9 protein-coding genes are annotated in these 14,984 nt (G+C 73.8%); 6 read left to right on the top strand and 3 right to left on the bottom strand.

The window, feature by feature from the left end; translation table 11 throughout:
- Nucleotides 1-10 precede the first annotated feature (10 nt).
- Entirely contained in the window at nt 11-5,350 is a 5,340-nt protein-coding gene (locus tag J2S55_RS07610; RefSeq protein ID WP_306858292.1) for a non-ribosomal peptide synthetase/MFS transporter, read from the top strand.
- A 69-nt stretch (nt 5,351-5,419) separates the two neighbouring features.
- On the opposite strand, the gene J2S55_RS07605 is transcribed toward J2S55_RS07610, so the two are convergent.
- On the bottom strand, nt 5,420-5,992 hold the full coding sequence (locus tag J2S55_RS07605) for a putative glycolipid-binding domain-containing protein (RefSeq protein ID WP_306858290.1): 573 nt from the start codon (nt 5,990-5,992) through the stop codon (nt 5,420-5,422).
- A 184-nt stretch (nt 5,993-6,176) separates the two neighbouring features.
- Between J2S55_RS07605 and J2S55_RS07600 the strand changes: the two genes are divergently transcribed.
- Nucleotides 6,177-7,160: a DUF2804 domain-containing protein gene (locus J2S55_RS07600; protein ID WP_306858289.1), complete on the top strand. Its 984-nt coding sequence runs from the start codon at nt 6,177-6,179 to the stop codon at nt 7,158-7,160.
- Between the two features lie 6 nt (nt 7,161-7,166).
- Here the strand turns inward: J2S55_RS07600 and J2S55_RS07595 are convergent, their stop codons facing one another.
- Together J2S55_RS07595 and J2S55_RS07590 are read right to left on the bottom strand one after the other, a co-directional pair.
- Nucleotides 7,167-8,921 (bottom strand): glycoside hydrolase family 2 protein, encoded by a 1,755-nt coding sequence (locus J2S55_RS07595; protein ID WP_306858287.1) that lies wholly within the window; start codon nt 8,919-8,921, stop codon nt 7,167-7,169.
- Nucleotides 8,918-10,207, bottom strand: a complete 1,290-nt coding sequence (locus J2S55_RS07590; protein WP_306858285.1) for an MFS transporter — start codon at nt 10,205-10,207, stop codon at nt 8,918-8,920. The genes J2S55_RS07595 and J2S55_RS07590 overlap by 4 nt, the downstream gene beginning before the upstream one ends.
- 348 nt (nt 10,208-10,555) lie before the next feature.
- Here J2S55_RS07590 and J2S55_RS07585 point away from each other — a divergent pair, with 348 nt between their 5' ends.
- From J2S55_RS07585 to J2S55_RS07570, 4 genes are all read left to right on the top strand, one after another.
- Complete coding sequence (locus J2S55_RS07585; RefSeq protein ID WP_306858283.1) at nt 10,556-11,248, top strand: dienelactone hydrolase family protein; 693 nt, start codon at nt 10,556-10,558, stop codon at nt 11,246-11,248.
- Nucleotides 11,249-11,361: 113 nt separating this feature from the next.
- Nucleotides 11,362-12,348 carry an alpha/beta hydrolase gene (locus tag J2S55_RS07580; protein ID WP_306858282.1) on the top strand — a complete coding sequence of 329 codons (987 nt, stop codon included), beginning with the start codon at nt 11,362-11,364 and terminating at the stop codon, nt 12,346-12,348.
- A 128-nt stretch (nt 12,349-12,476) separates the two neighbouring features.
- Nucleotides 12,477-12,662, top strand: coding sequence for a CsbD family protein (locus J2S55_RS07575; RefSeq protein WP_306858280.1), 186 nt, complete (start codon nt 12,477-12,479; stop codon nt 12,660-12,662).
- 201 nt (nt 12,663-12,863) lie between these two features.
- Nucleotides 12,864-14,921, top strand: a complete 2,058-nt coding sequence (locus J2S55_RS07570; protein WP_306858279.1) for an N-acetylneuraminate synthase family protein — start codon at nt 12,864-12,866, stop codon at nt 14,919-14,921.
- The last annotated feature ends 63 nt before the right edge of the window (nt 14,922-14,984 follow it).

The raw sequence follows: 14,984 nt of genomic DNA, 5'->3' as shown, positions 1-14,984 counted from the left end.
AGGAGGACTCATGACCGTCAGTGACGAGCGCCGCAGCGCCCTCTCGGCGCGGCTGTCGGCCGCGCGCCGCGCCGCCGCCCAGGCCGTCCCGGCGATCCCCGCCAGGGAGACGACCGGTGGCCCCGCTCCCCTGTCCCCGGCCCAGGCCCGGCTGTGGTTCCTCGCCCAGCTCGACGACCTGGCCGCCTACAACGTGCCCGCCGTCGTACGGCTGCGCGGCCCGCTGGACGTCGCCGCGCTGCTGGGCGCCGTGCGCGACCTCGCGGACCGGCACGAGGTGCTGCGCAGCCTGGTCACCGACGAGGGCGCCACCCCGGTCGACGCCGGCCGGGTCCCGATCGCGGTCGAGGACCTCGACGACCACGATCTGCTGGAGGAGCGGCTGCGGGAGGAGGTCGCCCGCCCGTTCGCGCTGGACTCCGAGCCGCCCACCCGCGCCCTGCTGCTCCGCCTCACCGGCGCCGACGAGCACGTCCTGGCGCTGACGGTGCACCACATCGCCTTCGACGCCCAGTCGCGGAACCTGGCACTGGCCGAGCTGGCCGCCCTGTACGCGGCACGGCTCGGCCTGGCCGGGCCGCCCGCGGCGCCGCAGGTGCGCTACGCCGACTACGCGGCCTGGCTGGCCGGGCAGCCGGAGGGCGACCTCGCCTGGTGGACCGGACGGCTGGCCGGGCTCGAACCCGTCCTGGACCTGCCCGTGGACCGGGCCCGGCCGTCGGTGGCCGACTGGTCCGGCGCCGCCGTCCCGGTGCGGCTGCCGCGCGCGCTGACCGCCAGGGTCCGCGAGGCCGCCGCCGAGACCGGCTGCACGCCGTTCATGGTGCTGCTGGCCGCCTGGCAGGAACTGCTGGGCCGCACCTCCGGCACCGACGACGTGCCGGTCGGCGTGCCCGAGGTGGGGCGGCTCCACCCCGACACCGCGCGCATGCTCGGCTGCTTCGTCAACACGCTTGTCCTGCGCGGCGACAGGTCCGGCGAGCCGACCGGCCGCGAGCTGCTGGCCCGGACCAAGGACGCCGTGCTGGACGCCCTCACCCACCGCGACGTGCCCTTCGAGCGGATCGTGGAGCACCTGCACCCCGAGCGCAGCCTCGCCACCACGCCGATCTTCCAGGCGCTGCTCAACGTCCTGGACGACCGCCCCCAGGTGCTGGACTTCCCCGGCCTGACCGCGGAGCAGGCACCGCCTGCGCCGCGCACCACCAAGTACGACCTCAACCTCGCCTTCGTCAACGACGGGGACGAGTACGACGGCGAGCTCACCTACCGCACCGACCTGTTCGACGAGGCGACCGTGCGGCGCATGACCGGCTGGTACCTGAACCTGCTGGAGGGCATGCTCGCCGACCTGGACGCGCCCGCGGCGGCCGTGCCGCTGGAGCCGGTGACCGGGCCCGCCGTCGCGGGCGCGCGGACGCGGATGGACCTGACCCGGCCGCTGCACGCGGTGGTCGGCGACTGGGCGCGGCGCACGCCGGAGGCGACCGCCGTGGTGGACGCCTCCGGATCGCTCACCTACGGCGAGGTGGACCGGCTGGCCGACCGCCTGGCACGTCACCTGGCCGCGGCCGGGGTGCGGCCGGACGAGCCGGTCGGGGTGCTGGTGGACCGCCGCTCCGTGCTGGTCCCCGCGCTCCTCGGCGTGCTGCGGGCGGGCGGGGCCTACATGCCGATGGAGCCCGCCTACCCCGACGACCGCCTCGCCTACATGCTGGAGACGGCCGGCGCGCGCGTCGTGCTGGCCGACCGTGAACACGCCGGCCGGGTCCCCGGCACGCTGGTCCTGCCCGACCTGCTGGCCGCCGGGCCCGACGGGCCCGTGGAGGTCGACGTCACCCCCGGCCACCTCGCGCATGTGATCTTCACCTCGGGCTCCACCGGGCGGCCCAAGGGCGCCGCGATCGAGCACCGGTCGGCGCTGCACTACCTGCACGGCCTGGCCGAGCTGGTGCCCGAGGACTGCTCCTCCTACGGCATGGTCTCCACGATCGCCTCCGACCTGGTGCTGACCTGCCTGTACGGCGCCCTCGTCCGGGGCGCCGCGGTCCATCTCGTGGACCAGGACGCCGCCACCGACCCGGAGGCGTACGCCGCCTACCTCGCGAAGCATCCCATCGATGTGATCAAGATGGTGCCCAGCCATCTGGAGCTGCTGGCCGCCCACGGCGACCTGGCCCGGATGCTGCCGCGCCGGCTGCTGATCCTCGCCGGTGAGGCGACGTCGTGGGAGCTGGCCGAGCGTGTCCGGGCGGCCGACCCCGACCTGGAGGTGCAGATCCACTGCGGGCCGACGGAGACGACGGTCTCGGTGCTCGGCGGCCGGGTGCCCGATCCGCCGTCGGGGTCGGGGTCGGTCCCGCTGGGCCGCCCGCTGGCCGGCGTCGACTGCTACGTCGTCGACCCCGCGGGCCGTCCGCTGCCCGCCGGGGTGCCGGGCGAGCTGTGGGTGGCCGGCCCCAGCCTGGCCCGCGGCTACCTGAACCGCCCCGACCTGACCGCCGAGCGGTTCGTCCCCGACCCGGTGACCGGGGCCGACCGCTGCTACCGCACCGGCGACCGGGTCCGGCTCAACTCCGCCGGGCTGGTGGAGTTCCTCGGCCGGGTCGACGACCAGGTCAAGATCAGGGGCTTCCGGGTGGAGCTGGGCGAGGTGAAGGCCGCGCTGCAGGAGCAGCCCGGGGTCCGGGAGGCCGCGGTGCTGCCGGTCGGCGAGGGCCGCTCCCGGCGGCTGGCCGCCTGGGTCGCGCCCGCCTCGGTGGACCTCGCGGTGATCCGGGCGGGGCTGCGTGAGCGGCTGCCCGACTACATGGTCCCGCCCGCGATCGTCGTCCTCGACGAGCTGCCGCTCACCCCGCTGGGCAAGGTCGACCGGGCCCGCCTGCCGATCCCCGAGGCGGCGCCCGCCGCGGAGCGGGTCGCGCCGAGCACGCCGACCGAGGTGCGCATCGCCGCGGTGTGGGCGGACATCCTGGACGTCGAGGTCGGCGTCGACGACGACTTCTTCGCACTGGGCGGCGACTCCTTCCGCGCGGTCCGGGCGGTCCGGGAGATCGACCCGTCGCTGCGGGTGATCGACCTGTTCACCCGGCCCACGGTCCGCGAGCTGGCCGCCCACCTCGACGGCGGCGCCGAGGCCCCGGCCGGGCTGCTGCACCGGCTGGCCGGTCCGCGCACGGCGAGCCGTACCGTCGTCTGCCTGCCCTACGGCGGCGGCTCGGCCGCCGCCTACCAGCCGCTCGCCGCCGCGCTGACCCGTATCTCCCCCACCACGGCGGTGCTGGCCGTCGAGCTGCCCGGACACGACCCGGCCCGGCCGGACGAGGCCATGCTGCCGATGCCGGAGCTCGTCGGCCGGATCGTGGCCGAGCTGGCCGAGCTGCCCGGGGGACCCGGCCCGATCGCGCTGTACGGACACTGCGTCGGCTCGGCCGCCGCGACCGAGCTGGCGCTGCGGCTGGAGGCGTCCGGGACCCCGGTCGCCGGCGTCTTCGTCGGCGGCAGCTTCCCCGACGCCCGGCTGCCCGGACGGCTGTCGGCCTGGTGGAACCGGAGGTTCCCCGCCCATCGCTGGGCCTCCGACCGCACCCAGCGCGACTTCCTGCGCACGCTGGGCGCCCTGGACGAGGACTTCGGCGACACCGAGACCATGCTGCGCGGCCTGCGGCACGACGTCGAGGAGGCGCAGGCGTGGTTCAGCCGCCACCTCGACACCCCCGCCGGCGAGGAGCGCAGGCTCGCGGCGCCGCTGCTGTGCGTGATCGGCGAGCGGGACCGCGCGACCGAGCTCTACCAGGAGCGCTACCGGGAGTGGGGGGCGTTCGCCGACCGGGTGGGGCTGGCCACGATCCCCCGGGCCGGTCACTACTTCATCAAGCACCAGGCCGAGCCCCTGGCCCGGCACATCTCCGAGCACCTGGACCGCTGGGCCGGCGGCGACCTGCCCGAGCCGGTCGGGGAGGTCGAGGTCGCGGGCCGGAGCGCCCGCCGGGACCTGCGCCGCTTCTACACCGTCGCGGCCGGGCAGACCGTGTCGCTGCTCGGTGCCGCGCTGACCTCCTTCGCGCTGGGCGTGTGGGCCTACCAGGAGAGCGGCCGGGTGCTGGACTACGCCCTGGTCAGCATGCTCGCGCTGCTGCCGTCGCTGCTGGCGGCGCCGCTGGGCGGCGCGGTCGCCGACCGGGTGGACCGCAGGCGGGTCATGCTGGTGTGCGACGGCGTCTCCGCCGCGGCCACCGCGGCCCTGGTGATCCTGCTGTGGCTGGGGCGGCTGGAGGTCTGGCAGGTCGGGATCATCGCCGGGTTGCTGTCGCTGGTGACGGCCTTCCACCGGCCCGCCTACCTGGCGGCGGTGGCGCAGCTGGTGCCCAAGCCGTACCTCATGCAGGCCAACGCGGTGGCGAACCTCGGCACCGGTCTGGGCATGCTCATCGGCCCGCTGGGCGGCGCCGCGCTCATCGCGCTGGTCGGCCTGCACGGCGTGGTGGCCGTGGACGTGGTCACCTTCCTCGCCGGGCTCGGCACGCTGCTGCTGGTCCGCTTCCCCGACCGGCTGTTCTACCGCCTGGAGGAGACCTTCGGGCAGGCCATCGTCGGCGGCTGGCGCTTCCTCGTACGGCGCCGCCCCCTGATGATCATGATCGGGTTCTTCGTCGTGATGAACTACCTGAACATGCTCGCCCTGGCCGTGACCGTGCCCGCGGTGCTGTCGTTCGGCAACGTCGCGGGCGTGGGCGCGGTGACCGCGATGCAGGGCGTGGGCGCGGTGCTCGGCTCGCTGGTCATGGTGTTCTGGGGTGGCACCGAGCGTCGCGCGATCGGCATGGTCGGCTTCGTGATCGGTTTCGGGGCCGGGGTGCTGCTGGTCGGGCTGCGGCCCTCGCTGGCGCTGGCGGCCTTCGGCGGGCTGATGTCGTGGGTGTTCCTCACCGTGCTGAACGCGCACTGGCTGGCGCTCATCCAGCTCAAGGTCGGCCTGGAGCTGCAGGGCCGGGTGCTGGCCACCAACCAGATGCTGGCGGTGTCGATGACGCCGCTGGCGTTCCTCACCGCGCCGTCGCTGGCCGACGACGTCTTCGGCCCGCTGCTCGTCCCGGGCGGCGCCCTGGCGGACACACTCGTCGGTGACGTCATCGGGGTGGGGCCGGGGCGCGGCGTCGGGCTGCTGCTGACCGTCTGCGGTGCGCTGCTGATGCTCTGGGGCGCGCTGGGGCTGTGGTACCGGCCGCTGCGCCGGATGGAGGACGCGCTGCCCGACGCGGTGGCGGGCGCCGAGATCGCCGATGATCTGGACGCGGTCCAGGTCGAGGCGGACGCCGTCCTGCTGGAGGGCGCCGGCCGGAGCGGGTGAGGGCCCTCCGCCCCCGCCCGCCGCTCACCACTGCCCGCCGGCCCGTCCAGGCCATGACGGAGCCGGCGGTCAGGAGGCGACCAGCTTCGCCAGGCCGGGGTAGTCGGTGACGATCCCGTCGCCGTCGAAGGCGAGGTCGGCGCTGAAGCCCTCGCTCTCGTAGCGCACGGACCCCGGGCCGAGGTGGGTGTAGCGCTGGGGGTGGCGGACCACGTGCAGGTGCGGGACCCGGACCCAGGCCATGACGAAGTCGATCCGCCCCTCGCACTCGTTGAGGCCGTGCCGGAGCACCGGCATGGTGTTGGTCAGCGGGGAGAGCCCCAGGTCGCAGTCGAGCGAGTCGTTCAGGACGTTCATGTCCCCGCCGGGCGGCGGCCCGTCGAGGCGGCCCTCCCCCTTCGTCTCGCACGACCAGGTGCCGTGGGCCGAGCGGCGCAGGTCGAGCGCCCGGTACCAGCCCGTGCCGTGGGCCCGTACCGACAGCAGCTCGGTGACGTATCCGGGGAGGGTCCGCAGGGTGTATTCCAGCCGGTAGGGCATGGGGTCGGTGCCGATAGCCACGCCGACCGCCGTCAGCTCCGCCCCCAGGCCGACCTCCGCGTATTCGGCGCCCTCGTCCTTCATCCACACGAGCCCGCGCATCCTCGTCCCCCTTCACCCGCCCCGCCCCACCTCCACGTGAGGCGGCCGGTGGCACCGGCGTACCCCGGGAGAGTGACGCGAACCGCCTCCCGGGGGAACCGCCGGGAGGCACACGCGAGGCGCGGGAGGGGCCGCCGCCACGGCCCCTCTCCCCACGCCGGTCCGGGGCCGCTACCCTCTGGCTATGCCGACCCACGAGCGGGAGATCACCGCCCCCGTCGACCTGTGCCTGCCGGACGGGCGCCTCAACCCGGAGGCGGTCGGCTGGACGCGGCGCCCGCTGCACCGCGCGAACCTGCGCGGCTGGGGACGGGCCAAACGCTGGGAATACTGGGGGATCGTCACCCCCTCCCACGTGATCGGCGTCGTGGCGTCGTCGCTGGACTACGCGGGCGTGCACGGCCTCTACGTCCTGGACCGCGCCACCGGCGCGGAGATCTCCAAGGACGCCGTGGTGCCGCTGGCGCGCGGGGCCGCGATGCCCCCGCGCAGCGGTGCGGGGACGGCGTCGGTAAGGGGCGGCGGCGTGACGGTCGACATCGGCCAGCACCCCGGCGGCACGTCGCTGCGCGCCGTCGCGCCCGGTGTCGAGCTGGACCTCGACATACCGCTGCCGGCCGGGCACGAGTCGCTCGGCGTGGTGGTCCCGTGGGGCCCCCGCCGGTTCCAGTACACCCTCAAGGACGTCGGGCGTCCGGTGCGGGGGCGGCTGCGCCTGGAGTCCGGCGAGCACGCGGTGAGCGAGGCGGACTCCTTCGCGGTGCTCGACCACGGCCGCGGCAAGTGGCCCTACTCGGTCACCTGGAACTGGGCCGCGGGCAGCGGCCCCGGCCGGGCGATCCAGCTCGGCGGCAAGTGGACCGACGGCACCGGCATGACGGAGAACGCGCTGTTCGTGGACGGCCGGCTGCACAAGATCGGCGAGGAGCTGGCCTGGAGTTACGACCGGGCCGACTGGCTGCGTCCGTGGCGGATCACCGGTCCCCGGGTCGAGGTGGAGTTCACCCCCTTCCACGAGAAGGTGGCGCGCACCGAACTCGGCGTGGTGGGCAGCGAGACGCACCAGTGCTTCGGCCACTTCGCCGGGCGGGCACGGACCGACGACGGCGCGTGGGTCGACCTCGACGGCCTGGTCGGCTGGGCGGAGGAGGCGCGTAACCGCTGGTAGCCGGCCTCACTCCGGCCGCAGCCGGGCGTTGACCGAGCGCACCAGCTCCGCGGGCAGCTTGAGCACCTCGCGGTCGTAGGTGAGCAGCCCGTTCAGCTCGTCCTCGACGTCGGAGAGCTGGGTGTAGACGGTCGCGCTCAGGCCACGGCGGATGGCCGGGACGACCTGCTCGGCGTGCAGGCGGCCGAACGCCTCGCCGAGCTGCCCGGCCGAACCGTAGCGCCGGTAGCCGAAGTCCCTGTCGTTGAAGGCGTGGCCGTCCACCCGCAGGTTGTAGCCGCCGTACTCCGACAGCACGAGGACCCGCCGGTCGCCGCGGCGCCGGCGCGGCACGCGGAAGCGGCGGAAGTAGACGTGCAGGCTCTTCAGGTCGCCCCCGCCCTGGTCGTGCCAGCCGCTGGCGTGGTCGACCGTGCGGGTGGGGTCGAGCTCGGCGACCTCGGCGGCGATCCGCGCCGCGTCGAACTGCCCCCAGCCCTCGTTGAACGGCACCCAGACGGCCAGGCTCACCACGTTGCGCAGGTGCTCCACGGTGTCGCGGAGCTCGGCGCGGAACCGGGCCCGGCCCTCCGCGTCGGCCCGCCCGAACCACCGGTGGCGGCGGTCGCCGAGCCGCAGCGGGGTGAGCACGGGCGCGGTGATGACCAGCGGGTGGTAACGGCCGCCGCCGTTGACCATGTCCTGCCAGACGAGCATGCCCAGCCGGTCGCAGTGGTAGTACCAGCGCAGCGGCTCGATCTTGATGTGCTTGCGCAGCATGGTGAAGCCGAGCTGCTTCATCGTGGCGATGTCGTGGACCATCGCCTCGTCCGACGGCGCGGTGTACATGCCGTCGGACCAGTACCCCTGGTCCAGGATCCCGGCGTGGAAGTAGGGACGACCGTTGAGCAGCAGCCGGGGCACGCCGTTCTCGTCCGGCCCCACGGAGAACGAGCGCATCCCGACGTAGCTGCGCACGCGGTCGGCGCCGAGCTCCACCGTGACGTCGTACAGGAAGGGGTCCTCCGGGCTCCACGGCCGCACGTCCGGGATCGGGACGCGCACCGGCCGTCCCGCCGGCACGACGGCCCGCGCGACGGCGGTCCCGGCGGCGAGGATCTCGACCCGGGCGTCCCCGGCCGCCGTGGCGTGCACGGTCACCTCGACGCACCCCTCGTCGAGGTGCGGGGTGAGGGTCAGCCGCTCCACGTGGACGGCGGGCACGCACTCGGCCCACACGCTCTGCCAGATGCCCGACTGGGCGGTGTACCAGATGCCGCCGCGCTTCAGCTTCTGCTTGCCGCGCGCGTGGTGTCCGGTGTCGGAGGCGTCGCGCACCGCGACCACCAGCGTGTTCTCGCCGTCGCGCAGGGCGTCGGTGATGTCGCAGGTGAAAGGCAGGTAGCCGCCGGTGTGGCCGCCGACCTCGACGCCGTTGAGCAGCACCCGGCACGTCTGGTCCACCGCGCCGAAGTGCAGCAGCACCCGGACCGGCGCGCCGTCGGCGGGCAGGAACCCGCCGGGCGGGGTCAGCGCGCGCCGGTACCACAGCGTCTGGTCCGGCAGCAGCTGCCGGCCGACGCCCGACAGCGTCGACTCCGGCGAGAACGGCACGAGGATGACGCCGTCGTAGGTCTCGGGCTCCTCCTCGGTGCCGGTGATGGCGTACTCCCAGCGGCCGTTGAGGTTGAGATGGCTGTCGCGGGCGAGCTGGGGCCGGGGATACTCGGGCAGGATCGCGTCGGGGTCGAGGTCGGCGCCCCAGCGGGTGAGCAGGCTCATCGGGTCTCCCTCCGGCGCAGCGCCAGCACGGGCACCACGATGAGCAGCAGCACGGCCGCGGCGGCCAGGAAGATGGCCGGCGTGGGGACCTGTCTGAGCACGCCCAGCTCCTCGTAGTACTCGTCGGCCCCCTTGATCACGACGGCGCCGAGGGACGGTCCGACGATCATGGGGATGAGGATCGCGAAGATCATCCGCAGCCCCTGGACCTGCCCGGCCCGGCCCGGCGGCGAGTAGTCGCGGACGATCGCGCCGAGGGGCGCCAGGACGAGCATGAAGCCCGACATCATCACCAGCCCGGCCGCGATCACCGGGCCCATGCCGCGCGCGACGGCCATCAGCAGCAGCCCCGCCCCGTACACCGCGACCGCCGGCAGCAGGAAGCGGATCTTGCCGATCCGGTCGACGTACCGGCCGCAGCCGACGCTGACGGCCGAGGCGCCGGTCAGGACCACGGCCAGGACGACGGCGTACGCCTCGATGTGCAGGTATCGCTGCACGTAGATGATCAGATAGGGCAGGAAGACCTGCGTGGAGATCCCCCAGATCGACCACGCCGCCAGCGCGAGGTAGAGGCCCGGGTCGGCGCGCATCGCGGCCGGGCGCAGGCCGTGGACGACAGAGCCCAGGTAGCCGCCCTCCCGCCGCGCCGGGGCGGGCCGGTCCCGCACGAGGAACCAGGAGGCCACCCCGACCACGACGATCACCGCCCCGGTGAGCAGGAAGAACAGCCGCCAGTTCCCCGCCCGGGTGAGGGAGTCGAAGCCGCCGAAGACGGCCAGCATCGACACCAGCGGCATGATCGCCAGGACCGACTCGACCCTGCCGCGGTTGCCCGGATGCGTCACGTCGGTGACCCACGCCTGGAAGGCCGCGTCGTTGGCCCCGGCCCCGAGGAAGGACATCAGGCAGTCCAGGACGATGACGGCGGCCACCGCGACGAGGACGGCCTCGGCCGCGGGGACCAGGCCCGTGACCGCGTCCACGGTGACGAACCCGAACGCGGCGGTGACCAGCCCCCACAGCACGTAGCCCGCCGAGATGAACGCCCTGCGGCGGCCGGCGCGGTCGGAGAGGGCTCCGATCAGCATCGTCGCCAGCGTCGCCGCCAGCGCGCTGGCGGCGACCATCGCCGCGATGGCTCCGGGGTCGTCGCTGATCGTGTCGTAGACGAACACGTTGAGATACATGTTCTCGACGGTCCAGGCCACCTGGCCGACGGAGCCGAGGACGATCAGGGCGGTCCAGAGCCGCGGGCTCAGCCGGGGGACGACTGCTGCTGTCACGCGCGAGATCTTACAAGTCCCACTCCTGCCACAATAGCTCGATTTGACATCATCTATTTGGCTTTTCTGCAGCTTCTCGCTGGCAATCCTGAGTGTCCGGTCAGTAGGCGGCGGGGGTGCGGCGGCGGGCGCCGGGCGCGGCGCCACGGGACCGGGCGGGCAGGGACAGGACCGGGCGGGCCGGGTTCGGCGGGGCGTCCCTCCCGGCAGGAAATCACCCTGGCCGGCCGTATCGGCCGCACCAATTCGGGCATATCCGGATGGGAATAGTGGACCACATCGATCAGGGGCGGATCAGCCTGCCCGCCCTGGGGCGGGGAGCGGTCCCCCCGTCCGAGGGAGGACGCCATGAACGCCGTCCGGATGAACCTGGAGCGGCTGGAGATCCCGGCCGCGGACGTCGTGCTGGAGGCCGACATCACGGTGCCCCGGCCGGCGCACGGGATGGTGCTGTTCGCGCACGGCAGCGGCAGCAGCCGCCACAGCCCGCGCAACCGCTACGTGGCGGGCGAACTCCAGCGGGCCGGTCTGGCGACGGTCCTGGCCGACCTGCTCACGCCGCAGGAGGAGCGGATCGACCTGCGGACCGGCGAGCTCCGCTTCGACATCGGCAGGCTCGCCGTACGGCTGGCGGCGCTGAGCGACTGGCTGGTGGAGCACGAGCCCACCGCCGGCCTCGACGTCGGGCTCTTCGGCGCCAGCACGGGCGCGGCGGCCGCGCTCGTCGCCGCCGCGGCCCGCCCCGACTCCGTGAAGGCGGTCGTCTCCCGCGGAGGGCGGCCCGACCTCGCCGGCGAGGCGCTCGGATCGGTCCGTCGGCCCACCCTGCTGATCGTCGGGGAGCGCGACCCGGCCGTCCTCCGGCTCAACCAGGAGGCGATGCGGGAGCTGCGCGGCGAGACGCGCCTGGAGACGGTCCCGGACGCCTCCCACCTCTTCGAGGAGCCGGGGGCGCTGGAGCGGGTGGCCGAGCTGGCCCGGGAGTGGTTCCTGCGCCATCTGGCACGGGCGCCGGGCCTGGGGGACGGCGGCCCGGAGTGACCGGGAAGGCCGCTACACAGAGGCGGCCCGGAGGGGCGGGCGGTCCGGGATGATCCGGGCGGCGGCGGCCCGCGGGCTTCCCGGGACCACCGCGACCCGTCAGGATTGGCCGTGTGAACCGCACAGCCGTACGTCTGGGAGTGCTCCTGCTGGCCGGAGCGGCGGTGGCGGCCGTGCTCCTCGCGCTGCTGACGCCCTTCTCCTCCGGGTCCTCCCGCGGGCTGTCCGGCGACGACGACGGGGGCCGGGCACAGCGGTCGCCGGGCGTCGAGGTCGACCGCCTCGGCGAACGCGACCACGTGCTCACGATCGCCTCCGCCGCGCTCGGCCGCGAGGGCATGGTCCGGGTGCTGCTGCCCGAGGGCTGGCGGCCGGGCTCGGGGCCGTGGCCGGTGCTGTACCTGCTGAACGGCTGCTGCCAGCCCGACTACGACGCGTGGGCCACCCGGGGGGAGGCGGCCAGGCTCACCTCGCGCTACCCGGCGATCGTGGTCATGCCCGAGGGCGGCGAGGTCGGCTTCTACTCCGACTGGCGCGAGGGGCCCGGCTGGGAGACCTTCCACCTGGCCGAGGTCCGCCGGGTCCTGGAGCGCGACTACGGCGCCGGGGACCGCCGGGCGGTGGCGGGACTGTCCATGGGCGGGTTCGGCGCGATGTCCTACGCGGCCCGCCACCCGGGCATGTTCCAGGCCGCCGCCTCCTTCTCGGGCGTGCTGCACACCCGGGACGGCAACGGCGGCGTCGACTGGCTGCTCGGCCGCAACGGGGAGGACTCCAGGAAGCTCTGGGGCGACCCCCGGGACCCGGAGTGGGCCGCGCACAACCCGGCCGACCTCACCGGGAGGCTGCGCGGGATGCGGCTGTTCGTCTCCTGCGGGGACGGCTCCCCCGGCCCGCTGGACCCGCCCGGCACCTCCGTGGACACGGGAGAGGCGTCCCTGCTCCGCCAGGCCGCCACCTTCGCCGAGCGGGCCGGGGCGGACGGGGCCGAGGTGGCGGTCGACTTCTACGGGCCGGGCACGCACAGCTGGCCGTACTGGCAGCGCGGCCTGGAGCGCGCACTGCCCATGCTCATGGACTCCATCGGCGCCACAGTCTGACGGCCCACCACCCTCCGTCACCAAGAGGAGTCATTTCGTCACTTAAAGTTAGTTAAGTAGCGATTGATGGCCTCATTTCTGGCTATGAGAGGAAATAACCAATCGGTCCTTAACCACGGGGGAGCACGATGACGAACTTCGACCAGATCAAGGGCAAGGTCAAGGAGACCGCCGGTGAGGCGGTCGACAACGACAGCCTGGCCGCCAAGGGCCGGGCGGACCGGGCCAAGGGTAAGGCGAAGGAGGCGGCGGACAAGGCCAAGGACAGGGCCAAGAGGGCTTCCGAGGAGACACGGGGCCGCTTCGCCGAATAGGGACCGCTCCGTATGACGGGCGCCGCGGACGGCATCAGTGCCGTCCGCGGCGCCTCGCCGTGGGCGCTCCCACCCCGCGCGGAAAGTTAAGGCGGGCGACTCTGGACGTTCAGCTCAGGCACCCCTGTCCGGTCACCCTCGTGACTAGCGTTCCTAACACCCCAGTTCAGGGGCGTTTGCCGTATGTCATGAGGAGCCACCTTGCGAGTCCTGGCCGTTGTCCCCGCCCGTGGAGGTTCGGTGGGCGTCCCGCTGAAGAACCTGGCCGCGGTCGGCGGCACACCCCTGGTCGCCCGCGCGGTGAAGACCTGCGTGCGGAGCGAGCTGATCGACGAGGTCGTGGTCAGCACCGACCACGCGGAGATCGCCGCGGTGGCCCGCGAGGCGGGGGCGACCGTGATCGACCGGCCCGGCGAGCTGAGCGGCGCGGACGCCTCCAGCGAGTCGGCCGTGCTGCACGTGCTCGACCACCTGCCCGAGACCCCCGACGTGGTCGTCCTGGTCCAGTGCACCAGCGCGTTCATCGACCCCGCGGACCTGGACACCGCCATCGTCAAGGTCCTCGACGGCACCGCCGACGTGGTGTTCTCCGGGCTGGAGACGCACGAGTTCCTGTGGAACGCCGGCGGCGCGGGCCTCAACCACGACCCCTCCTTCCGGCCGCGCCGCCAGGACCGCGAGCCGCACTTCCGCGAGACCGGCGCGTTCTACGTGATGCGCGCCGAGGGCCTGCGCGAGCACGGCCACCGCTTCTTCGGGGCCGTCGCCGTGCAGCCGGTGCCCTCACGGCACGCCATCGAGGTGGACACCGCCGAGGACCTGGAGATCGTCCGGGCGCTGGCGCCGTTCGTGGACCAGCCCGAGCCGATCGACGTGGACGCCGTGATCACCGACTTCGACGGGGTGCACACCGACGACCGCGCCTACGTCGACCAGGACGGCCGCGAGATGGTCGCGGTCAGCCGCTCCGACGGCATGGGCATCGCGCTGCTGCGCCGGTCCGGCGTCAAGCTGATGATCATGTCCACCGAGCACAACCCGGTGGTCGCCGCCCGCGCCCGCAAGCTGGGCGTGCCGGTCCTGCAGGGGCTGACCGACAAGCGGACCGTGCTGCGCGACTGGCTGGCCATCGAGGGGCTGGACCCGGCCCGCGTCGCCTACATCGGCAACGACGTCAACGACCTGGGCCCGATGAGCGAGGTCGGCTGGCCCGTCACGGTCCCCGACGCCCACCCCAGGGTCCGCGCCGCCGCCCGGACCGTCCTGACCAGGCCCGGCGGGGCGGGAGCCGTACGGGAGCTGTGCGACCGGGTCCTCGCGGCCCGCCCGGAGACCGAGACCGCCGCCGCCCCCGCGCCCCGCGCCGAGCTGCGGCTCACCCCCGTCGCCAAGCCGGTCCAGATCGGCGACGCGCTGGTCGGCGCCGGGCAGCCGGTCTACGTCATCGGTGAGATCGGCATCAACCACAACGGCGACCTGGACATCGCGCGCAGGCTCATCGACGTGGCGGCCGAGGCCGGCTGCCAGGCGGTCAAGTTCCAGAAGCGCACACCGGAGATCTGCGTGCCGCTGGAGCAGCGCGACCAGATCCGGCAGACGCCGTGGGGCGAGATGACCTACATGGAGTACAAGCTCAGGACCGAGTTCGGCCTGGAGGAGTACACCGAGATCGCCAAGCACTGCCAGGAGCGGGGCCTGCACTGGTTCGCCTCGCCGTGGGACGTGCCGTCGGTGGACTTCCTGGAGTCCATGGACGTGGTCACCCACAAGATCGCCTCGGCCAGCGTGACCGACCTGGAGCTGCTGCGCGCGCTCGCCGCCACCGGCAAGCCGCTCATCCTGTCCACCGGCATGTCCACGCTGGCGGAGATCGACCGGGCGGTGGAGATCCTCGGCACCTCCAAGCTGGTGCTGATGCACGCCACCTCCACCTACCCGCTCCCTCCCGAGGAGGCCAACCTCCGCACGATCGTCACCCTCCAGGAGCGGTACGGCGTGCCGGTCGGCTACTCCGGCCACGAGCGCGGCCTGCAGATCTCCCTCGCGGCGGTGACCCTGGGCGCGGTGACCGTGGAGCGGCACATCACGCTGGACCGCACCATGTGGGGCTCCGACCACGCCGCCTCCCTGGAGCCGGCCGGCCTGGAACACCTGGTCCGCGACATCCGCATCATCGAGACCGCCCTCGGCGACGGCGTCAAGCGGGTCTTCCCCGGCGAGGAGGCCCCCAAGTCCCGCCTGCGCCGCGTGACCGTATAGAGCCGCGTGACCGTGACCGTACAGAGCCGCGTGGCCACCGGCCCTCGCTCCTCAGTCCAGCCA

Source organism: Streptosporangium brasiliense, assembly GCF_030811595.1.
In the GTDB taxonomy this organism is placed as follows: Bacteria; Actinomycetota; Actinomycetes; order Streptosporangiales; family Streptosporangiaceae; genus Streptosporangium; species Streptosporangium brasiliense.
The sequence above is the reverse complement of the archived record's forward strand: the minus strand, read 5'-3'. Positions and strand labels throughout refer to the sequence as shown.